Origin of the sequence: Bradyrhizobium stylosanthis (assembly GCF_001641335.1) — a bacterium.
Taxonomy (GTDB): Bacteria; Pseudomonadota; Alphaproteobacteria; order Rhizobiales; family Xanthobacteraceae; genus Bradyrhizobium; species Bradyrhizobium stylosanthis.
This window is the reverse complement of sequence record NZ_LVEM01000003.1, coordinates 786,568-808,025: the sequence shown is the minus strand read 5'-3', so window position 1 is coordinate 808,025 and position 21,458 is coordinate 786,568. Positions and strand designations below refer to the sequence as shown.

The window sequence follows — 21,458 nt, the reverse complement described above, 5'->3', positions numbered from 1 at the left end:
CCCTGCTGTCGCTCGTGTTTGTGCGCTGCCGGCGCGGCTCGGGCCGGTATGGTTAAAGAACACTGAAATCAACGTGTTGAAGAGTCTTTAAGTAAATTCACCGAACGTGCGTGCATGACGCGCGGAGTTCGTTTGTATCTCGTCGGCTCCATCGTCCTTGTTTCGCTAGCGGGTTGCGGACGCGGCTTCTTCCAGGCCGAACGTGAACCATGGCGGGCCGAGGCCGAAGCGGCGTGCCTGAAATCGGGCGCCGTCAAAGAGAGCGCGGACATCGTCCGCATCGATCCGATCTCGGGGCCCGGCATGTGCGGCGCCGAGTATCCGCTGAAGGTCGCCGCGCTCGGCGAGGCCTCCAGCACCTATGGTTTCGCCGACGAGGCGATCCGCCCGCCCGGCAGCATCGGCAACCAGCCGCGCTGGCCGGTGCAGCCGCAGTCGAACTATCAGCAAGGTCAGACTTATCCGGCATCGTCCTATCCGCAGCGATCGAACTATCCCGAGAGCGCGGTGCGCCAGCCGTCCGGCTATGGTGCGTCCTCCGGGCCGATGTCGCTGAACGCACCCGGCGTCGCGCCGCAGGAAGACGAGATCGATCTGCCGCCCGAGGGCACCGATGCCGCGGGTGCCGCGCGCTACATGAATGCACCGAGCTATCCCGCGCGATCGGCGGCGCCTTATTCGCAAGCACCCGCGCAGCAGCCGCTGCCGCGTCTCGGTCCGCCGCAGGGCAATCCCGTCGCCGCCGTCGGCCCCGTCACGATCAAGCCGACCGCGACGCTCGCCTGTCCGATCGTGTCCGAGCTCGACCGCTGGCTCGCCGACACCGTGCAGCCGTCGGCGATGCGCTGGTTCGGCGCCCGCGTCGCCGAGATCAAGCAGATCTCCGCCTATTCCTGCCGCGGCATGAACGGCAATCCGCACTCCCACATCTCCGAGCACGCCTTCGGCAATGCGCTCGACATCTCCGCCTTCGTGCTCGCCGACGGCCGCCGCGTCACCGTGAAGGACGGCTGGCGCGGCATGCCGGAAGAGCAGGGCTTTTTGCGCGACGTTCAGTCGGGCGCGTGCGCGCATTTCACCACGGTGCTGGCGCCGGGATCGAACGTCTATCACTACGATCACATCCACGTCGATCTGATGCGCCGCGCCAGCCGCCGCCTGATCTGCCAGCCCGCCGCCGTGTCGGGCGAAGAGGTTGCCGGGCGCGCGCAGCGGCGCAATCCCTATGCGAACTCGAAAGACCCTTACGTGACCGGCTCGCTCGGCGCGAGCAAGAGCACGACGCGCAAGCGCGAGGAAGACGAGTACGCCGACGATTAGCGCGTCGCGTCTCCTGTCGCCCGGATGAGCGCAGCGATACCCGGGGCAGTGCTCCCGCATGTCGCTGCGCTCATGCGGGCTACCGCCGCGTCACGAAAGCGCTTGAATCACCTCGAGGCCGGCTTCGCCGATGCCGGGATCAGCCCCATGCAGAGCTGCACCTCGCCCGGGACGTTGTAGGTGCGCATGATGTGGCGGCTGTCCCGCAGGCCGGACGCCTCGCGTTGCACCACGAACATCCAGAGTGCCTGGCCGGCTTCCAGCACCAGCTTGCGCCGCGCCGGCTGCATCGAGGCCGGCGTCCCCGTCGCCGCGTGAGCGGTGTCGAACTCGCGCAAGCGCGCGAGCGCCTCTTCGAGCGTGCGGCCCATCCGCCCGAGTGCGGAGGCCTGCTCCTGGACGATCTCGTAATGGAGGATATCGACAGGCGGGCGAAGATCACGGGACATGGCCCGAATATAGCCGCCGGACCGGCACGCGCAACGCGCGGCGCTACTTCGCCCGGTACGCCGCCAGGAACATCCGCGTGGCGCTGTCGACCACTTCGGTCATGCGCTCTTCCGACGGCGCGGGCGCGGCCTGGAAGACGAAGGGCAGGAACAGCGAGGCCTTGCACAGTTCCATGAACTGCGACGCCGCCAGGTCGCAATCGTCGATCCTGAGATCGCCGGAGGCGACGTGGATCCCGAGATAATCGGAGAGGCGGTTGATGGTCTTGTCCAGCACCCGCGCATAATAGCGGCGGCCGACATCGGGCATGCGCTCGGCGATCGCCATCACGGTACGGATCGCCGATCCGCCGCCGGGCCGGCAGAGCAGGTGGATATAGGCCTGGCCGAAATCCTTCAGCGTGGTCTCGGCATCGCGCGCGGGATCGAAATTGAACACGACCTGGCCGTGCTGGAGCGCCTCCTGCTCGAGGATCGCTTCGAACAGCGCGCATTTGTCGGCGAAGTAGACGTAGAGCGTGCCCTTGGACACCTGCGCGGAGCGGGCGATCTCGCCCATGCTGGCGCCGTCAAAGCCGAGATCCATGAACACCTTGCGGGCGCCGTCGAGGATCTGGCGGCGCTTGGAGCTGTCCTCCTCCTGGATGACGTGCGGATGTTCGCGCTCAGCTACAACCATTGGTTCAGGGTCTCGGCAGGTTTTTGGGTCGGGGCTCGGACGATGAAACCTGAATAAAGGATTCGGGTCCCTAGGGTCGCCTGGGAACATTATGTATATTGACCGAACCGTTCGGTCAATGATATTTGGGATGAGCGAGAGGACCCGGCCGCAGGACGGCCGCCCTTGATCGTGCTTTTTTTGGGGAGGCCTTTATGGCCGTATCGAGAGACCAGGCGGCGCGCGTCATTCGCCAGGACACGGTGGAGACGGCATCGGCGAACGATGGGGCCGCGCCCGAGTCATCGGCGGTCCTTGCCGAGCAGCTGCGCTCGCACGTGGCCGAGGAAACCAAGCGCCGCAGCGAGGCCCCGGAGAAGCCCGTGACCGACAAGCCGGCCGCTGCGCCGGACGCGCCCGCCGCCGGCGCGCCGAAATCCGGCAAGCGCAAATTCGTCCTGATGGGCGTCGGTCTCGTGCTGGCGCTCGCGGCCGCGGGCTATGCCGGCTATTACACGCTGGTCGGCCGCTTCTACATCTCGACCGACGACGCTTATGTCCGCGCCAACAACACCATGCTCGGCGCGCGCGTTGCCGGCCACATCTCCTCGATCCTTGCCGGCGACAACACCATTGTGCGCGCCGGCGACATCATCCTCCGCATCGACGACGGCGACTACAAGATCGCGGTCGACGCCGCGGCGACCAAGATCGCAACCCAGCAGGCGACCATCGACCGCATCGGCCGCCAGGTCGCCGCGCTCGACAGCCAGGTCGCGCAGGCCAAGGCGCAGCTCGTCTCCGCCGAAGCCGGCCTCAAGCGCGCCGATCTCGACTATGAGCGCCAGCAGGCGCTGAGCAGCAAGGGCTTTGCCTCGCGCGCCACCTTCGAGAGTTCGGAAGCCGGGCGCGACCAGGGCGCCGCTGCCGTGAAGGCCGCGCAGGCCGCCTACGACGTCGCGGTCAGCAATGTGGATGTCGCCAAGGCGCAGCAGGCCGAAGCGCAGGCGCAGCTCGCCGAGCTCAAGACCGCGCTCGCCAAGGCCGAACGCGATCTCGCCTTCACCGCGGTGCGCGCGCCGGTCAACGGCACGTTCTCCAACCGCCTGGTCAATGCCGGCGATTTCGTCGCGGTCGGTCAGCGCCTCGGCAATGTCGTGCCGCTCGACGACGTCTTCATCGACGCCAATTTCAAGGAAACCCAGCTCAAGCGCATCCGTCCCGGCCAGCCGGTGACGATCAAGGTCGACGCCTACGGCATGCGCAAGTTCTCCGGCGTGGTCGACAGCATCGCGGCGGGCGCGGGCTCGGTGTTCACGCTGCTGCCGCCCGACAACGCCACCGGCAACTTCACCAAGATCGTGCAGCGCGTGCCGGTCCGCATCCGCGTGCCGAAGTCGGTCGCGAAGCAGAACCTGCTCCGCGCCGGCATGTCGGTCTACGCCACGGTCGACACCAACAAGGGCGCGGCCGACGCCGACAGCGAGGTCGATCTCGACGATCCCACCGCGATCCATCCGCAGTAAGCACGCATCGGGCACTGCGAGGTCGGGCCATGGCCAACGCAACGACTGCTTCACCCGCCATGATGGCGGACCCCGCTTCGGAGCGCATCGCGCCGAAGCGGTTGTTCGCGTTCATCATCATGGTGTTCGGGATGTTCATGTCGATCCTGGACATCCAGATCGTCTCGGCGTCCCTCAGCGAGATCCAGGCCGGCCTGTCGGCAAGCTCCAGCGAAGTCGCCTGGGTCCAGACCGCGTACCTGATCGCCGAGGTGATCGCGATCCCGCTGTCGGGCTTCCTGTCGCGCGCCTTCGGTACACGGCTGCTGTTTGCGATCTCCGCGGCCGGCTTCACCGCATCGAGCCTGCTCTGCGGCTTCGCCACCACCATCGAGGAGATGATCCTGTGGCGCGCGCTGCAGGGCTTTCTCGGCGCCGGCATGATCCCGACCGTGTTCGCCTCGGCCTACACCGTGTTTCCGCGCACGAAATTTCACATCGTCGGCCCCATCATTGGCCTCGTCGCGACGCTGGCCCCGACCATCGGCCCGACCGTCGGCGGCTACATCACCGATCTGATGTCGTGGAACTGGCTGTTCTTCATCAACGTCGTGCCCGGCATCGGCATCACCGTCGGCGTGCTGGCGCTGGTCGATTTCGACGAGCCGCATTTCGAGCTGCTCGACCGCTTCGACTGGTGGGGCCTGCTGTTCATGGCCGGCTTCCTCGGCACGCTGGAATATGTGCTTGAGGAGGGGCCTCAGCACGAATGGATGCAGGACACTTCGGTGGCGATCTGCGCCTGGATCTGCGCGATCTCGGCGATCGCCTTCTTCTGGCGCGTCTTCACGGCGGCCGAGCCGATCGTGAACTTGCGCACCTTCTCCAACCGCAACTTCGCCATTGGCTGCCTGCTGCAATTCTGCATCGGCATCGGCCTCTATGGCCTGACCTACATCTATCCGCGCTATCTCGCCGAGGTGCGCGGCTACAGTGCTCTGATGATCGGCGAGACGATGTTCGTCTCGGGCATCACCATGTTCCTGGTCGCGCCGCTGGTCGGCCGGCTCATGGTCAAGGTCGACATGCGCTACATGATCGCCTTCGGCCTCGTCGTGTTCGCGATCGGCTCCTACCAGATGACCTGGATGACGCGCGACTACGATTTCGTCGAGCTGCTGGTGCCGCAGATCCTGCGCGGCATCGGCATGATGTTCGCGATGGTGCCGACCAACAACATCGCGCTCGGCACGCTGGCCCCCGAGAGGGTGAAGAACGCGAGCGGCCTGTTCAACCTGATGCGCAATCTCGGCGGCGCCGTCGGCCTTGCCGTCATCAACACCGTGCTCAACGACCGCACCGATCTGCACATCACGCGCCTGCAGGAACGCGTGACCTGGGGCAATGCCACCGCGACCGAAACGCTGACCATGCTCCAGCAGAAATTCCAGGGGCTCGGCGATTCCACGCTGATGGCGATGAAGCAGCTCAGCCAGATCGTGCACCGCCAGGCCGTGGTGATGAGCTTTGGCGATGCCTTCTTCGTGCTGACGGTGTTCTATCTCGGCCTCAGCCTGCTGGTGACGCTGCTGAACAAGCCGGCCGCGATGACCGGCGGCGGCGACGCGCATTGACGCAGCAATAGTCTCGGTGTCATCGCCCGCCTTGTGCGCTGTTGCGCACTGGGGCGGGCGATCCAGTATTCCAGAGGCCGATGTTGGAGAGCTCGCTCTCACCACATCCGCCGCGGCGTACTGGATTCCCCGCCTTCTCGGGGAATGATGGCGGAGTGTGAGGTGCCACCCCCGAACCAAATTGCAACACTCATCCGTGATCTCGCGGAAGTCCCGTTGCAAAGCGGAAACGACACATCTATAAATCGCGCCTCATTTCATCGAACCGGGGAGAGATTTGCATGATTTCGTCGCAGTCGCAGATCGTACGCCCGCGCTCGATGCTCACCTGGCTCGGTATGTACGCGGCCTGCTAGAGGCCTCTTCCGCCAGCTTCGATTGGGTTTTGTCTCCCGATCGCTCCGCTTCCCAAGTCTAAATCAGTCTCAAGTGACGCCGTCCTGGCCCCTCGCGGCCGATTCGCGTCCATCGATGGAGCCGGCTCGCGCAAAGCGGCCGGACGATGCCATGACCGCTCTGTCAAAGAAGCCCGCGGCGATCCGCGTGGTGCTGCCCTTCGTGTTCCGGCACTGGTTGAAGCAGCCGGGGCGGACGCTCGCCATCGTCACCGGCCTGCTGGGGGCGACCGCCGCCGACCTGTTCATGCCGGTATTCTCGGGCCAGCTCGTCGATGCGCTGACGCGCGGGCCCTCAGATCCCGATGCGCGCCACGCCGCATTGGTCGCGTTCGGCGCCATCGTGGCGCTTGGCGCGGCCTCGATGGTGCTGCGGCTTGCCGGCCTGCAGGCGATCGTGCCGTTTACGCTGAAGCTGATGTCCGAGATCGCGCAGGATGCCTTCACGCGCGTGCAGCGCTTCTCGACCGACTGGCACGCCAATTCCTTTGCCGGCTCGACCGTGCGCAAGATCACGCGCGGCATGTGGGCGCTCGACCTGCTCAACGACACCATCCTGCTGGCGTTGCTGCCGTCGCTGGTCGTGCTGATCGGCTCGATGATCCTGCTCGGCGTGCACTGGGCCTCGCTCGGCGCGGTGATCGCGCTCGGCGCGCTCGCCTATGTCACGATGACGGTGCTGTTCTCGACGCGCTACATCGCGCCGGCCGCCCGCGTCTCCAACGCCTGGGACACCAAGGTCGGCGGCACGCTGGCGGATTCGCTGACCTGCAATGCGGTAGTGAAATCCTTTGGCGCCGAGCTGCGCGAGGATGCGCGGCTCGGCCGCGTCATCAACCGCTGGCGCACGCGCGTGCGTCGCACCTGGTTCCGCTACAACTACACGGCCATGGCGCAGCTCTCGCTGCTGCTGTGCCTGCGCGCGTCGGTGATCGGCGGCTCGGTGCTGCTGTGGATGTACGGGCACGCCTCGCCCGGCGACGTCACCTATGTGCTGACGAGCTACTACGTCATCCACGCCTATTTGCGCGACGTCGGCATGCACATCAACAACCTTCAGCGCTCGGTCAACGACATGGAGGAACTGGTGGCGATCCATGACGAGCCGATCGGGATTGCGGACACCGCGGGTGCGCGGCCGATCGCGATCGAGGGCGGCGAGATCGTGTTCGACGACGTCACGTTCCACTATGGCGGCCATCGCGCGCCGCTATACGACGGCCTGTCGGTCAGGATCCGCGCCGGCGAACGCGTCGGCCTCGTCGGCCGCTCCGGCTCCGGCAAGACCACGTTCGTCAAGCTGGTGCAGCGGCTCTACGACGTCACGGATGGTCGCGTGCTGATCGACGGGCAGGACATCGCGCAGGCGACGCAGCAATCGCTGCGCAGCCAGATCGCGATCGTGCAGCAGGAGCCGATCCTGTTCCACCGCACGCTCGCCGAGAACATCGCCTATGGCAGGCCCGGCGCCAGTCTCGATGCGATCGAGCAGGCCGCGCGGCTGGCGAATGCGCACGACTTCATCCTGCGCCTGCCGAAGGGCTACGGCACGCTGGTCGGCGAGCGCGGCGTCAAGCTGTCGGGCGGTGAGCGGCAGCGCGTGGCGCTGGCGCGCGCGTTCCTGGCGGATGCGCCGGTGCTGATCCTGGACGAGGCGACGTCGAGCCTCGATTCGGAATCGGAGGCGCTGATCCAGCAGGCGATGGAACGCCTGATGAAGGGGCGCACCTCGATCGTGATCGCGCACCGGCTGTCGACGGTGAGGAGCCTCGACCGGATCCTGGTGTTCGACCGCGGCGAGATCGTCGAGCAAGGCACGCATGCTCTGCTCGCGGGCAAGCCGGGCGGCATCTATCGCGGCCTGTTCGAGCGCCAGGTGGTGGAGCTCGGGCGGATCGCGGCAGCGGAGTGAGAGGCGATATGGTTGACGTGGCCAGGCCAACACGACGGCATCTCAACGCCGATCAGAAGCGTGCGTTGGAAGCTGCGGTCGTGTGCGTGTTCACGCAGCAATATGGCCGCAAGGCCCAACGCGGCGTCGAGCCGAACGACCGCCGTTACAGTCGCGAGATGGAGAGAAAGCTCAAGCAGTTGAAGCCGGAACGGCTCGATTTGCTGATGCGGGATGACGAAGACTAGGCAGCGGTTACAGGGCAGTTGTGGCGCCTGGCTGACGGGCAAATGCCCTGACAGCCACGTCGCCAAGGATGGAATGACATGAAAGACCTGACACACGGCTCTATCGCGAGACACATCCTGGCCATGGCACCGCCGATCATGGTCGGGATGATCTCGATCATGGTCTGCCAGCTGGTCGATCTGTACTTCGTGTCGGGTCTCGGCGATGCCGCGGTGGCGGGCGTCGCGGCGGCCGGCAATGCCGGCTTCCTCATCAACGCGCTGATGCAGGTGCTCGGCGTCGGCACGGTGGCGCTGATCGCGCATGCCGTGGGACGCAAGGACCGGGGCGATGCGAACCTGATCTTCAACCAGGCGATTGCGCTGTCGGTGCTGCTCGGCTTGCTGACGCTGGCGATGGGCGCGACGCTGTCGCGACCCTACATGCATTCGGTCGCGGCGGACCAGGCCACGGTCGAGGCGGGGACCATCTACCTGTTGTGGTTCATGCCCGCGCTGGCGCTGCAATTCGCGACGCAGGTGATCGGGTCCGCGCTGCGCGCGACCGGCATCGTACGCCCCGTGATGCTGGTGCAGACGCTCGCGGTCGCGATCAACATCGCACTGGCGCCGGTGCTGATCTCGGGCTGGGGCACGGGCTATGCGCTCGGCGTCGCCGGCGCGGGACTGGCGAGCTCGATCGCGGTCGCCATCGGCGTTCTGATATTGCTGGCCTATTTCCGCAAGGTGGAGCGCTACGTCGCCTTCAATGCGGCGCAATGGCGTCCGCAGCCGCGTCATCTGAAGCGCATCCTCGATGTCGGCCTGCCCGCCGGCGGCGAGTTCGCGATGATGTTCATCTTCATGGCCGTGGTCTATTACGTGCTGCGCGACTTCGGCGCGGCGGCGCAGGCGGGATTCGGAATCGGCCAGCGGGTGCTCGGCCTGATCCATATGCCGGCGCTGGCGGTTGCGCTGGCGGCCGGGCCGATCGCCGGCCAGAATTTCGGCGCCGGCAACGGCGCGCGCGTGCGGGACACGTTTGTCAAATCGGCGCTGATCGTGACCATCGTGATGCTCGGCTTCATGGCCCTCGCGCAGTTGAAGCCGGATCTGCTGCTCGGCGGATTCTCCAACGACCAGGAGACGATGGAGATCGCCCACCTGTTCCTGCGGATCATCTCGTTCAACATGGTGGCGCAGGGGCTGATCTTCACCTGCTCGAGCATGTTCCAGGGCCTCGGCAACACCAGGCCGGTGCTGCTGAGCTCGGCGACGCGCGTGTTCACTTATTCGCTGCCGGCGATCCTGCTCTCGACCCGTCCGGGTTTCCGGATCGAGTATGTCTGGTACCTGTCGGTCGCGGCGACCACGTTCCAGGCCGCCTTGAGCGTGTGGCTGCTGCGCCGCGAGTTCAGGAAACGGCTGCCGACGGTCCCGCGGCACGAGGCGGCGGAGCCGGTGGAAGCCGAGCCCGTTACGCCGCCTGCGCGCGCGTCGGCGTAGCTAGGCTCGCCTCCGTCCCACGGCTCTTGCCTTTGCCGTGGGGCTATAGCGCGCCGATGCTATTCCAGACGAGTGTGAGACCCGACAGAAACAGCAGGCCTAGTACGACATCGCCGAAATGCTTGTCATTCAGCACGTGATAGACGCGTGCGCCGGCCCAGGCGCCGATGAGCGTGCCGGGAAAGGCGACGGCTGCCAGCCAGACCACCTTGAATGCGACGAGGCCGGATGCCGTCTGCAGCACCAATGCGGTGGCGAGCACCGTGAAATTGAAGAGCTGGAAGATGCCGCGCCGCTCATGCTTGTTCCAGCCGCGGATGTTGGCCCAGAGGATCGGCAGCGGGCCGGACAATCCGGCGAGCCCGCCCAGGATGCCGCCGGCAAAACCGATCGCGCCGTCGGCGATCCGGCCGCCGAACGTGATGGCGAACGGCCTCTTGTTCAGATAGAGCGCCGTCGAGAAGATCAGCAGCAGCACGCCGACGCTCAGCTTGAACACTTTTGGATCGGCGGAGGCGACCATCATGGTGCCGAGCGGCACGCCGATCAACCCTCCGATCAGGAACGGCCACACCAGCGAGAGATCAAAGCTCTTCCACATCGACGGCAGCGTCGAGGTCTGCGCGATCACCGAGCAGATCAACACCAGCGGTACCGCGAGCGAGGGCGGCAGCACATAGAGCCATATCCCGAGCGCCATCAGCGCGGTGCCGAACCCCGCCAGTCCCGAGACGAAGCCGCCGGCCAATGCGCCGAACAGCAGCAGCGCGTAAGTGAGCGTTTCCAACGAATTATTCCTGCCGCAATGGGCGATCCCGAACTGTTGATCGCCATTGCCCGCATAGCACGCCTTCGGCCATGCAGGTCAATTTCCAAACCGCACGCAAGCGTGATCCCTCGGGGCGCCCGGGGACGAGCGTTCGTGGAAGGCGCCCCTACATGATGGTCGTACTTCAATCTGGGGGCCCGCCCGACGCCGATATGCGCCCTGAATGGCCTGTTCCCCGAACGAGATGGAAAATGACCATGACCCGCATGAATATTGCCGTTGCGGCCGCGCTGCTGTCCGCCGCCGCCCTGACGCCGACATTGGCGCAGGCGCAGTTTTCCGAGCCTGCGGCCTATCAGGCCGCGCATCCCGATCGCGACGTGCTCAATGGCGGCCAGCTCACGCCCGCGGGGCGCGCAGCCCGCGGCGAGGCAGTGGTCCCGAGCGAGGCCTATGCGGCTTATCCTGCGGCGGTTGCGCCGGCCGTTCGCCCGCGCCACCGCCGTCATCATCAATATCAATAAGTGTCTAGACGATCTGCCTGCTATCGGCGGGCTTGTGGAGTGCGCCGACGAGGATGCGCAGCGCCTCCGTCAACTCGGCCCTGTTGCGCGCTGCGCCCAGCGACACCCGCGCCGCGTGCGGCGGTGTTCCGTCCACGGTGAAGGCGTCGCCGGCGACCACGGCGAGACCGTTCCGCAGCAGATGGGCCGCGACGTCGGGGCGACCTTCGGGTAGCCGCAGCCAGAGATGATGGGCGGCGGGCTTGGCCAGGAACTGAAACCCTTTCAGCGCGCGTTGCGCGAGCTGCTGGCGGCCAACCGCCTCGTTGCGAATGGCGGTGATGATCCGGTCGGCAACGCCGCTCTCGATCCAATGCGTCGCCAGCGCGACCATGAGCGGCGCCGGCATCTGCACCGTCGCTTGCAGGGACGTGCGCATCTCCTGTTGTGCCGCGTTGTCGGGCGTCACGAGATAAGCGACGCGCAGTGCGGGCGCGATGCACTTCGACAGCGTGGTCGCCAGATATGTCCGTTCCGGGATGAGGTTGGCGATCGGCGAGGCCGCGCGGTCGAGCAGCCCGTAGGCGTCGTCTTCGATCAGCATCGTATCGGCGTCGCGGACAATGCTGGCGATCGCGCTGCGCCGCTCGGGAGAGAGTGTCGCCGTGGTCGGATTGTGCAGCGTCGGAATGAGATAGACCGCCTTCGGCTTGTGGGTGCGGCAGGCCTTTGCCAGCGCATCGGGCAGGATGCCGCCGTCGTCCATGGCGACACTGATGAGCTTGACGCCGAGCTGCGCCGCGGCTGCCTTGATGCCGGGGAAGGTGAGGGCTTCGGTCAGCACGACATCGCCGGGCCGCGCAAGGTGCGCGAGCAGGTTGAACAGGATCGTCTGCGCGCCCGGGAAGATCACGAGCCTGTCGGCATGCGCATGCGGCACGCGCGACCGCATCCAGCGCGCCGCGACTTCGCGCTCATGCACGCTGCCGCCGGGAGGCTGGTAGTTCAGGAACGCGGTCAGGCCCGATTGGGCGCGGAGGACTTCCATCCCGGCGATGATGCGCTCGTCGAGCTGTGCTTCGAGCGGATGTGGCGGCACGTTCATCGACAGGTCGATCGCGACGGGATGCGGCAGATCGACCGCGCGGCGTGCGCTGGTCTCCGACACGAACGATCCCTGGCCGACGCGCGCTTCCATGATGCCGCGCCGCCGCGCCTCGGTGTAGGCGCGCGTCACGGTGGTGAGGTCGATGCCGAGCGCCTTTGCCAGCGCGCGCTGGGTCGGCAATTGCTGTCCGCGCACCAGGCGGCCGGCGGCGATGTCGGCCTCCATGGCCTCGACGATGCGCTGGTAGCGTGGCCCTGATAGCTCCGAGATTGTAGGAGTCCAATCCATGCAATTTAGGCCCATATCCTTTGAATGTATGGATGCAAGATAATATTGTATGGATCAGCAAAACGGAAGAGGTGTCGTCATGACGACCGGTTCAGTTTCTCTGGGAAAGGCGATGTGGCGCGGATTTCGCGGCAAGTGTCCGAACTGCGGCGAAGGACATATGTTCGGGCGCTTCCTGAAGGTCGCCGACGCTTGCGATCATTGCGGCGAGGAGCTGTTCCATCAGCGCGCCGACGATTTCCCCGCCTATCTGGTGATGGTCGTGGTCGGTCATATCGTGGTGCCGGCGATCCTCGCCATCGAGACTGCCTACGCGCCGCCGGTCTGGCTGCAATTGGCTGTGTGGCTGCCGGTGACGCTGTTCGCCTCGCTTGCGCTGTTGCAACCGACCAAGGGCGCCATCGTCGGCCTGCAATGGCAGCTCGGCATGCACGGCTTCGAGGCGAGCAAGCTGCGGCGCGAAGCCGGTGCGCTCGTCCTCGCAAAAGCGAACACGCGGACCGCCTGAAGCGGCCATAGCGTTTACATCGCGCGCGGCCGGCCGCTACACTCCATCGCACAAGCAAGAACGATGGAAATGCCGATGGCCGTGCGCGCGAAGACCTTCCTGCTCTGTCATGGCGCCTGGTCCGGCGGATGGGCCTGGAAGAAGATGCATCCCTTGATGGCGCAGGCCGGCCACCGCCTGGTGGCGCCGACCTACACCGGCCTCGGCGAGCGCGCGCATCTCGCAAGTCCCGCGATCGACCTCGATACGCATATCCAGGACATTCTCAACGTCATCGCCTTCGAGGACCTCCGCGATATCGTGCTGCTCGGCCACAGCTATGGCGGCATGGTCGCGACCGGGGTTGCCGACCGCGCCGGCGAGCGGGTGAGGCAGCTGATCTATCTCGACGCCTTCGTGCCGCGCGACGGCCAGTCGCTGTTCGACCTCAACGAAGCCGGCCGCGAGCCGATGCGCAAGGCCGCAAGCGCCGGCGACGGCTATCGCATCCCGCCGAACCCGCCGCCGCCGGATACGCCGCAGGCCGATCTCGACTGGCTCAATGCGCGCCGCGTCAATATGCCGGTCAAGTGCTTCGAGACGAGATTGAAGCTCGCGCATGGCGAGCCGGCGATGCCGCGGAGCTACATCTATTGCACGCGCATTCCGCCCGGCGACGTGTTCGGGCAGTTCGCGTTGCGCACGAAGAACGAGGAGGGATGGCGCTATGTCGAGCTCGACGCGAGCCATGCGCCGAATGTCACCGCGCCGGAGGCGTTGATGGGTGTGTTGAACGAGATCGTCGCGTAAAGCAGCCCCAAATGGTGAGGGGTCCGATGCGCTAGCATCGAACCCCTCGTTGCAAGATATCAGCCGGCCTGTAAGCCGGGTTCTGTAGGGCACCGCCTGCTTGCGCAAGCGATACGTGACGGCCATTCCTCTGGGACCATGTTTGCAAATGGCCTCGAGCAACCTACCCGGACGGCGGGCCTGACATCGCCCCGCGGCGTTATCGCTTGCGCGAACAGCCCGCTACGCCGTCCCTATTCGGTTTTGCTCCCGGTGGGGTTTACCATGCCGGCTCCGTTGCCGGACCCGCGGTGCGCTCTTACCGCACCTTTTCACCCTTACCCCGCGAAGCCCGAAGGCGAAGCGGGGCGGTTCGTTCTCTGTGGCACTTTCCCTGGGGTCACCCCCGCCGGACGTTATCCGGCACCGCATGTCAAGGGAGCCCGGACTTTCCTCCCCGGCGGCCTTTCGGCACCTGCCGGAGCGGCCGTCCGGCCGACTGACGGGGTTACGCATGGAGCATTTGTGACGGTTCCGTCAAGCCGGGATCGCCTGCACGCCCGCTTCGAAATAAATTATCCTGAAGATGTCGTTTGGAACGTGGCCCGTTCGACTGGATGTCGGCGAGGTAGCCGAACAACAGGAGTGAAGCGATGCAATATCTGCTGATGATCTACCAGAACGAGGCCGAGTACGCGAAGATCGACACGGGGACGACCCAGAAGATGTCGGCGGAATATGAAGCCTTTACGCAATCCATCATCCGCAACGGCAATTTCAAGGCCGGTGACCGGCTCCGCCCGACCACGACCGCGACCACGGTGCGCGTGCGCGATGGCAAGACGCTGACGACCGACGGTCCGTTCGCGGAAACGCGCGAGCAGCTCGGTGGCTACTATCTGATCGAAGCCAGGGATCTCGACGCCGCGATCGAGATTGCCGCGCGAATTCCGAGCGCCCGCGTCGGGTCGATCGAGGTGCGGCCGATCTGGGTCTACGACAAATGATGGCCAGCCTGCGCACCGACGCATGACTCCAAACGAGATCGACAAGATTTTCCGCGACGAGGCGGGGCGGGCGCTGGCCACGCTGATCCGCCTCGTCGGCGATTTCGATCTCGCCGAGGATGCGCTGCAGGACGCCTTTGCGGTGGCGCTCGAGCGCTGGCAGGTCTGCGAGCGACCCGACAATCCGCGCGCCTGGCTGGTCAACGTCGCCAAGCACAAGGCGATCGACCGCGTCAGGCGCCAGGCCGTCTTCCGCGGCAAGCAGCAGGCGCTGGTGCATGAGCTCGAGCTGAACGCGCAAGTCGCCGACGAGCCGCCGGCGATGCTCGACGACGACATGCTGCGGCTGATCTTCACCTGCTGCCATCCCGCCTTCGCAGCCGAGGTCCAGGTCGCGCTGACGCTGCGCACCGTCTGCGGGCTCTCCACCGCCCAGGTCGCGCGCGCCTTCCTCGTCAGCGAGGAGGCGATGGCGCAGCGCCTCGTCCGCGCCAAGCAGAAGATCCGGCTGGCCGGCATCCCCTATGAGGTGCCGGAGCGCGACGCGCTGGCGCCGCGGCTCGATGGCGTGCTCGCCGTGATCTATCTCGTCTTCACCGAAGGCTATGTCGCAACCTCGGGCGCGGATTTGATGCGGCCCGATCTTGCGGTCGAGGCCATCCGGCTCGGCCGCCTGCTCGACGCCCTGATGCCCGGTCGCAGCGGCATCGAGGGCCTGCTCGCCCTGATGCTGCTGCACGATGCGCGGCGCGCCGGGCGGGAGACAGCGGCCGGCGACATCGTGCTGCTGGAAGAGCAGGACCGCGCGCTGTGGGATCGCGCGCAGATCGAGGCGGGCCTGCGTCTGGTGGACGATGCCTTGCGCATGCCCGGGCGGCCGCAGGCCTATGCGGTGCAGGCCGCGATCGCCGCGCTGCATGCGCGGGCGCCGAGCTTCGAGGCGACCGACTGGCCGCAGATCGCCGGGCTCTACGAGGTGCTGCTGCGTCTCAACCCGTCGCCGGTGATCGAGCTCAATCATGCCGCGGCAGTGTCGATGGTCGACGGCCCCGCGCGCGCGCTCGACCTCGTCGATGCGATCACCGCGCGCGGCGGGCTCGATGGCTACGAGCTGCTGCCCGCGGTGCGCGCGGATCTGTTGCGGCGGCTGGGCCGAAAGGAGGAGGCGCGCGCGGCCTATCGTGCGGCGACGGAGACGACGCAGCTCGAGCCGTTGCGGCGGCTCTATGCGCGGCGGATGAGGGAGATGGGCTAGATGCCGAGCGCGCTTTGGTACGCGAACAGGGCGGGCGCGCCGCCCGTGTGCAGGAAAATGACGTCCTCGTCGTTGCGCCAACGCCCCTGGCGGATCATCGCGATCAGGCCCGCCAGCCCTTTGCCCGAATAGACGGGGTCAAGCACGAGCGCCTCGGATTGTCCCGCCAGCCGGATGGCCTCTATCGTGGCCTCGTGCGGTACCCCATAGGCTGGTCCGGCATGGCCGGCGACCACTTCCACGATGGCATCGTCGAAGCCGACGCCGAGCAGGTCCGCCGCCTGTCGCGCAAGGGCGACCACGTCGGAGCGAACCCGCGCGGGCTCCGCATCGATGTCGATCCCGACGATGCGCGTGTCCGGCATGGCTGCGGCCGCGCCGACGACGAGACCGGCCTGCGTGCCGGCACTTCCGGTGCAATGCACGATCGCGGCCGGCTTGAACCCCGACCGCGCCGCCTGCTGCTCGATTTCGCAGATCGTCGTGGCGTAAGCGACTGCTCCGAGTGCGTTCGAAACGCCGTAAGGCACGAAATACGGCTTGCGCCCTTGCGCCCGCAGATCGTCGACGAGCGCGCGGATGGCGGCATTGCGATCGCCGGTCCAGGGCACGTCATGCAGTTGCGCGCCGAACAGCCGATTGAGAAAGGCATTGCCCGAGGTCTCGTATTCCGGCGTCGGCGGCGCAAGCCGGCCGTGATAGACGGCCAGATGACAGGGCAGGCCAAGCTTGGCGGCAACCGCCGCGACCTGCCGCTGGCTGTTCGATTGCACGACGCCGCCCGAGACGATCGTGTCGGCGCCGTTTGAGACGGCATCGTGCAGGACGTAGTCGAGCTTGCGCAGCTTGTTGCCGCCGAAGCCGAGCCCGGTCGCGTCGTCGCGCTTGATCCACAGCCGCGGCCCGCAGAGATGGGCCGTCAGCCGCTTCATCGGTTCGAGCGGCGTGGGAAGATCGGCGAGGCCCAGGCGCGGAAAGGCGGCGAGGCGGTCAATCAGCAGCTTGCGATCAATCTGCATCGTGTCGTTCGTCCTGCATCCCGCCGATCGTCGGACAATAGCCCGGCGCCGGGAGTTGCAGCGACGATCGATCGATCACTTTCGAGCGAACTGCGGAAATGGAATTCTTGTCGCGACGAAGCGCAAGAGCCTCACTTCGACGCGACCGCCGTTTCTTCCGCGGGCAGGCTTGCCAGCAGCGCCTGCAAGGTCGAGAGCGTGGAATGGTCGGCGACGCCGTCCAGCCGCGCCGGGCGGAAGTGGCGCTGGAAGGCGGTGACGACCTCCATGGTCGCGGCATCGTATTTGCCGGTCAGCGGCACGCCATAGCCGTATTTTGCGAGCGCCTGCTGCATGCTCAGCACCGCGTCGCTGATGGTGCCGAGCATCAGGGTCTCGCCGCGCACGACCGGCGCAGGCGTCACCCAATGTCCGACGCCGGAATTGGCCAGCGAATGCCACGGAAACTTTTCGCCGGGATCCTTCTTGCGCGCTGGCGCGACGTCGGAATGGCCGAGCACCCGGTGTGAGGGCACCTTGCGGCGGAGCATGATGCCGCGGCACAACGCGATCACGGCGGCGATCTGGCGCAGCGGGTATTCCGGGTAGCCCCAGTCGTGGCCGCGATTGATGATCTCGATGCCGATCGAGCAGGAATTGATGTCGTCCTCGCCGGCCCAGGACGAGACGCCGGCATGCCAAGCGCGCTTGGCCTCGGACACGCATTGCACGATGCGGCCATCCTCCAGCACGACATAATGCGCCGATACTTCGGTGCCCGCCGTGCAAAGCCGCGCCAGCGCGCCCTCGACGTCGGGCATGCCGGTGTAGTGCAGCAGGATCATGTCCGGCTGCCGTCCCTTGTTGCGCTCGCCGTAATTGGGCGACGGGATGATGTCGGAGACGATCGAGGAATCCGGCTCGAACGTCCGCATGCTCGCCGCGGCCTTGGGAACCGGGAGAACGCGCTGACGCTTCGAATCAGACGGTGTGGACGAACCGGACGGCATGACAGCTCAAATCGGACGAGAGTGGGCCAAGCCCTTCTCTTTACTATTCCTTTACCCTCCGCCGGACGCAATCGCGCGACGAGGTTAACGGATGCATTTTGCGCCGGTGTGTGGATGACGCATCACCGGCACGTCACCTTTTCGAGTTGTCGCCACCCGATCAACGCTTTCTTAACGCTAAGGGCCGTTACTGAGGGATGAAGAGCCGACCCGCGTCCGGAGGCGGCCAAAGCGTATTTTGGCTCGAAATCCCATGGCTGCCCGACAAATTCCGCTGGGAACTCTGGGTTTGCCGCCCGGGACGACCGGGCTCGGTAACCATGTTGGACTGGGGCTTGGTCGTGGAACCGCCGCGACGCGGAATCATTCGAGGCATTATGGGCTGGTTCGCCCCCGATCAGGCGTGGTCGTTCGGCAGGCCTTGTGCCGGAAGGCGCGGCCCATGAGCTCCGCTCCTCACATTCCCGTGCTCGGCCGCGAGGCGATCGATCATCTCGCCCCGCGCGACGGCGGTATCTATGTCGACGCCACCTTCGGCGCCGGCGGCTACAGCCGCGCCATTCTCGATGTGCCGGGAACCCGCCTCATTGCCATCGACCGCGACCGCACCGCGATTGCGGGTGGCGCCGAGCTGGTCGAGCGGTCCGCCGGACGGCTGACGCTGGTCGAGGACCGCTTCTCCCACCTCGCCGAAGTCTGCGCGGCGCACGGCGTCGATGGCGTGGACGGCGTCGTGATGGATGTCGGGGTGTCCTCGATGCAGCTCGACCAGGCCGGCCGCGGCTTCTCCTTCCGCCTCGACGGTCCGCTCGACATGCGCATGGCGCAGACCGGGCCTACCGCGGCCGACGTGGTCGCGCGCGCCTCGGAAGGCGATCTCGCCGACGTCATCTATCTCTTCGGCGAGGAGCGGCAGTCGCGCCGCATCGCGCGCGCCATCGTCGCGGACCGCCAGGAGACGCCGTTCACGACGACGCGCGCGCTCGCCGATCTCATCGGCCGGATCGTGCGCTCGAAGCCCGGCGACATCCATCCGGCGACGCGGACGTTCCAGGCTCTGCGCATCCTGGTCAACGAAGAGCTCGACGAGCTCCAGACCGCGCTCGCGGCAGCCGAGCGCGTGCTCAAGCCCGGCGGCCGTCTCGTCGTCGTCTCGTTCCATTCGCTGGAAGACCGCATCGTCAAGAATTTCCTGGGCGAACGTTCCAAAACCGGCGGCGGCTCGCGTCACTTGCCGGAGATGGCGCAGACCGCGCCGAGCTTCCAGCTGCTGACGCGGCGGCCCGTGATTGCCGGCGACGAGGAAGTCGCAAACAATCCGCGCGCGCGCTCCGCCAAGCTGCGCGCCGCCGAGCGCACGTCGGCGCCGGCGCACCGCGACGACGAACAATCGTCCTGGCCAAGGCTCGCCGACGTGATGAGGGGAGGCTAGCGCATGCGCATCATCCACCTCCTCGTCATCGGCGCGCTGATCTTCGCGGCGGCCTATGTCTACCGGATCAAGATGGATTCCACGGCGCGCACCGAGAAGGTGCTGCGGCTGCACGCGGAGATCCGCGAGCAGCGCGACGCGATCGCGGCGCTGCGCTCGGAATGGGCCAAGCTCGATGCGCCCCTGCGCCTGCAGGGCTTGTCCGAGCGGCACCTGCCGCTCAAGCCGGTCAACGGCACGCAATATGACTCGCTGAAGAATCTGCCCGAGCGTCCGCCGCGGATGTTCAGGCCCGGCGAGCCCGATCCGATCGGGGCCATGCTCAACACCATCGAAGCCGCGAGCGATCCTGACACCGTAACGGGCTCCGTGCCTCAGCCCGAGGACAAGCAATGAGCCCGGTGCCTGCAAAACCCACCGAAAAGCCGATCGAACCCTGGCGGCAACGGCTGATCCGCAGCCTGCTCTACGGGCGCAATGTCGATCGCGCCGCCAAGGCGCGCGCCCGCGTCGGCCTTGCCATGCTCGCCTTCACCTCGGTCTACGTCCTGATCGGCGGCCGGCTCGTGATGTTCGCGATCGGTGCCGACGCCCACAGTGCGCGCCGCGCGGCGTCGCAGGAGGTGGTTGCGACCGCGCGGCCCGACATCGTCGACCGCAACGGCGCCATCCTTGCGACCGACGTCAAGGCGGCGAGCCTGTTCGGCGAGCCGCGCCGCATCATCGACAAGGACGAGGCGATCGAGCTTCTGACCGCGACCGTGCCCGACCTCGACGAGGCCGAGGTGCGCGAGCGGTTGAGGACGCGCAAGGGCTTCGTCTGGCTCAAGCGCGAAGTCACGGCGAAGCAGCAGCAGGACATCCACAAGCTCGGCATTCCCGGCATCGGCTTCCTGCGCGAGAACAAGCGCGTCTATCCGACCGGCAACGAGGTCGCCCACCTCATCGGTCTCGTCAACATCGACAACCAGGGCATCGCCGGCATGGAGAAGTGGCTCGACAATCAGGGCCTCGCCGATCTCCACCGCGCCGGCTTTGCCACCGACCGTCTGCAGAAGCCGATCGAGCTGTCGATCGATCTGCGCGTCGAGCACGCGCTGCGCGACGAGCTGCTCAAGGCCAAAGAGAAGTACCACACCAAGGCTGCCTCCGGCATCGTCTCCAACGTCAAGACCGGCGAGATCGTCGCAATGGTCTCGCTGCCGGACTTCGACCCGAACAATCCGAAGGAAGCGCACGACCCCGACCGCATCAACCGCCTGACGACGGGCGTCTACGAGATGGGCTCGACCTTCAAGGCGTTCACGCTGGCGATGGCGCTCGATTCCGGAAAGATCAACCTGAACACGTCGTGGGATGCGCGCGGAAACCTGCACTACGGCAAGTTCACCATCCACGACAGCCACCCGCTCGGACGCTTCATCAACACCAAGGAAGTGTTCACCTACTCCTCGAACATCGGCGCTGCGCGGATCGCGCTCGGCCAGGGCGTCGAGGCGCACAAGGCGTTCCTCGGCAAGATGGGGCAGTTGACGCGGCTGCGCACCGAACTGCCGGAGAGCGCGGCGCCGCTGGTGCCTCGGCGCTGGGGCGAACTGAATACCGTGACCATCGCTTTCGGCCAGGGCATGTCGGTGGCGCCGCTGCAGGCGGTGATGGGCATCAACTCGCTGGTGAACGGCGGCTATCTGATTCCGCCGACCTTCATGAAACGCACCCCCGAGGAGGCCGCGGCGCTGGCCAAGAAGGTGATCAAGACGGAGACCAGCGACAAGATGCGGTTCCTGATGCGGCTCAACGCCGAGATCGGCACCGCCAAGACAGCCGACGTGAAGGGCTACTACGTCGGCGGCAAGACCGGCACGTCGGAAAAGGTCATCAACGGCCGCTATGCCAAGAAGCGGGTGCTGAACTCGTTCACCGCCATCATGCCCTGCGACGATCCGAAATATCAGATCCTGATCATGCTGGACGAGCCGCAGGCGATCCCCGAAACCAAGGGTTTCATCACCTCGGGCTGGAACGCAGTACCGACCGGCGGCAAGGTGATCGAACGCATCGCGCCGCTGCTGGGCGTCGAGCCGCGATTCGACCTGCCGCCGTCCGAGCGCCTTATTCTTGCAGCATCCCGGACAACCCAGTAATCAACTGGAGTGGCCATCGCCGGTGCTGATTCGGCTTTTCCTGACGATTCGGCTTCCCCGGCGCGGCGTGTCGACTGGAAGAC

General features: G+C 66.3%; 20 protein-coding genes and 1 other RNA gene. 14 read left to right on the top strand and 7 right to left on the bottom strand.

Annotated elements, in window-relative coordinates:
• Nucleotides 1-114: 114 nt before the first annotated feature.
• The gene (locus A7X65_RS23540) at nt 115-1,320 is read left to right on the top strand and encodes an extensin-like domain-containing protein (RefSeq protein ID WP_063689377.1); all 1,206 of its coding nucleotides are present in this window, start codon (nt 115-117) and stop codon (nt 1,318-1,320) included.
• A 107-nt stretch (nt 1,321-1,427) separates the two neighbouring features.
• On the opposite strand, the gene A7X65_RS23535 is transcribed toward A7X65_RS23540, so the two are convergent.
• Together A7X65_RS23535 and A7X65_RS23530 are read right to left on the bottom strand one after the other, a co-directional pair.
• Complete coding sequence (locus A7X65_RS23535) at nt 1,428-1,769, bottom strand: DUF6665 family protein (RefSeq protein WP_063689374.1); 342 nt, start codon at nt 1,767-1,769, stop codon at nt 1,428-1,430.
• A gap of 43 nt (nt 1,770-1,812) precedes the next feature.
• Nucleotides 1,813-2,448, bottom strand: a complete 636-nt coding sequence (locus A7X65_RS23530) for a TetR/AcrR family transcriptional regulator (protein ID WP_063689372.1) — start codon at nt 2,446-2,448, stop codon at nt 1,813-1,815.
• 194 nt (nt 2,449-2,642) lie between these two features.
• On the opposite strand from A7X65_RS23530, the gene A7X65_RS23525 reads away from it, so the two are divergent.
• The 5 genes from A7X65_RS23525 to A7X65_RS23510 all read left to right on the top strand — a co-directional run bounded on the left by A7X65_RS23525 (nt 2,643) and on the right by A7X65_RS23510 (nt 9,585).
• On the top strand, nt 2,643-3,953 hold the full coding sequence (locus A7X65_RS23525) for an HlyD family secretion protein (RefSeq protein WP_063689369.1): 1,311 nt from the start codon (nt 2,643-2,645) through the stop codon (nt 3,951-3,953).
• A gap of 29 nt (nt 3,954-3,982) precedes the next feature.
• A complete protein-coding gene (locus A7X65_RS23520; RefSeq protein ID WP_063689367.1) occupies nt 3,983-5,566 on the top strand; it encodes a DHA2 family efflux MFS transporter permease subunit in 1,584 nt (527 codons plus the stop codon).
• Between the two features lie 507 nt (nt 5,567-6,073).
• Nucleotides 6,074-7,873, top strand: a complete 1,800-nt coding sequence (locus tag A7X65_RS23515) for an ABC transporter ATP-binding protein (RefSeq protein WP_063690749.1) — start codon at nt 6,074-6,076, stop codon at nt 7,871-7,873.
• A gap of 8 nt (nt 7,874-7,881) precedes the next feature.
• On the top strand, nt 7,882-8,100 hold the full coding sequence (locus A7X65_RS41955) for a hypothetical protein (RefSeq protein ID WP_156527986.1): 219 nt from the start codon (nt 7,882-7,884) through the stop codon (nt 8,098-8,100).
• A 78-nt stretch (nt 8,101-8,178) separates the two neighbouring features.
• A complete protein-coding gene (locus A7X65_RS23510; protein ID WP_063689364.1) occupies nt 8,179-9,585 on the top strand; it encodes an MATE family efflux transporter in 1,407 nt (468 codons plus the stop codon).
• 43 nt (nt 9,586-9,628) lie between these two features.
• Here the strand turns inward: A7X65_RS23510 and A7X65_RS23505 are convergent, their stop codons facing one another.
• On the bottom strand, nt 9,629-10,372 hold the full coding sequence (locus A7X65_RS23505) for a sulfite exporter TauE/SafE family protein (protein WP_063689362.1): 744 nt from the start codon (nt 10,370-10,372) through the stop codon (nt 9,629-9,631).
• A gap of 239 nt (nt 10,373-10,611) precedes the next feature.
• On the opposite strand from A7X65_RS23505, the gene A7X65_RS23500 reads away from it, so the two are divergent.
• Nucleotides 10,612-10,878 (top strand): hypothetical protein, encoded by a 267-nt coding sequence (locus tag A7X65_RS23500; RefSeq protein WP_063690748.1) that lies wholly within the window; start codon nt 10,612-10,614, stop codon nt 10,876-10,878.
• Nucleotides 10,879-10,882: 4 nt separating this feature from the next.
• Here the strand turns inward: A7X65_RS23500 and A7X65_RS23495 are convergent, their stop codons facing one another.
• On the bottom strand, nt 10,883-12,253 hold the full coding sequence (locus A7X65_RS23495; RefSeq protein WP_063689360.1) for an aminotransferase-like domain-containing protein: 1,371 nt from the start codon (nt 12,251-12,253) through the stop codon (nt 10,883-10,885).
• Between the two features lie 49 nt (nt 12,254-12,302).
• Here A7X65_RS23495 and A7X65_RS23490 point away from each other — a divergent pair, with 49 nt between their 5' ends.
• Together A7X65_RS23490 and A7X65_RS23485 are read left to right on the top strand one after the other, a co-directional pair.
• The gene (locus A7X65_RS23490) at nt 12,303-12,761 is read left to right on the top strand and encodes a DUF983 domain-containing protein (RefSeq protein ID WP_082885028.1); all 459 of its coding nucleotides are present in this window, start codon (nt 12,303-12,305) and stop codon (nt 12,759-12,761) included.
• A gap of 75 nt (nt 12,762-12,836) precedes the next feature.
• On the top strand, nt 12,837-13,550 hold the full coding sequence (locus A7X65_RS23485; RefSeq protein WP_063690747.1) for an alpha/beta fold hydrolase: 714 nt from the start codon (nt 12,837-12,839) through the stop codon (nt 13,548-13,550).
• A gap of 55 nt (nt 13,551-13,605) precedes the next feature.
• Here the strand turns inward: A7X65_RS23485 and rnpB are convergent.
• An RNA gene (rnpB, locus tag A7X65_RS23480) (RNase P RNA component class A) lies at nt 13,606-14,032 on the bottom strand.
• Nucleotides 14,033-14,182: 150 nt separating this feature from the next.
• Here rnpB and A7X65_RS23475 point away from each other — a divergent pair.
• Complete coding sequence (locus tag A7X65_RS23475) at nt 14,183-14,536, top strand: YciI family protein (protein WP_063689355.1); 354 nt, start codon at nt 14,183-14,185, stop codon at nt 14,534-14,536.
• A gap of 22 nt (nt 14,537-14,558) precedes the next feature.
• A complete protein-coding gene (locus A7X65_RS23470) occupies nt 14,559-15,791 on the top strand; it encodes an RNA polymerase sigma factor (protein ID WP_063689352.1) in 1,233 nt (410 codons plus the stop codon).
• Here the strand turns inward: A7X65_RS23470 and A7X65_RS23465 are convergent.
• Complete coding sequence (locus tag A7X65_RS23465; protein WP_063689350.1) at nt 15,788-16,810, bottom strand: D-cysteine desulfhydrase family protein; 1,023 nt, start codon at nt 16,808-16,810, stop codon at nt 15,788-15,790. The two genes, A7X65_RS23470 and A7X65_RS23465, sit on opposite strands and share 4 nt — an antisense overlap.
• Before the next feature lie 131 nt (nt 16,811-16,941).
• Entirely contained in the window at nt 16,942-17,799 is an 858-nt protein-coding gene (locus A7X65_RS23460) for an N-acetylmuramoyl-L-alanine amidase (RefSeq protein ID WP_186467529.1), read from the bottom strand.
• Nucleotides 17,800-18,241: 442 nt separating this feature from the next.
• Between A7X65_RS23460 and rsmH the strand changes: the two genes are divergently transcribed.
• Genes rsmH through A7X65_RS23445 form a run of 3 tightly spaced genes read left to right on the top strand, consistent with a single transcriptional unit; the run spans nt 18,242 to nt 21,375 of the window.
• The gene (gene rsmH, locus A7X65_RS23455) at nt 18,242-19,231 is read left to right on the top strand and encodes a 16S rRNA (cytosine(1402)-N(4))-methyltransferase RsmH (protein ID WP_063689348.1); all 990 of its coding nucleotides are present in this window, start codon (nt 18,242-18,244) and stop codon (nt 19,229-19,231) included.
• 3 nt (nt 19,232-19,234) lie between these two features.
• The gene (gene ftsL, locus A7X65_RS23450) at nt 19,235-19,627 is read left to right on the top strand and encodes a cell division protein FtsL (RefSeq protein WP_063689346.1); all 393 of its coding nucleotides are present in this window, start codon (nt 19,235-19,237) and stop codon (nt 19,625-19,627) included.
• On the top strand, nt 19,624-21,375 hold the full coding sequence (locus tag A7X65_RS23445) for a peptidoglycan D,D-transpeptidase FtsI family protein (RefSeq protein ID WP_063689344.1): 1,752 nt from the start codon (nt 19,624-19,626) through the stop codon (nt 21,373-21,375). Before ftsL ends, A7X65_RS23445 begins: the two co-directional genes overlap by 4 nt.
• Nucleotides 21,376-21,458 lie beyond the last annotated feature (83 nt).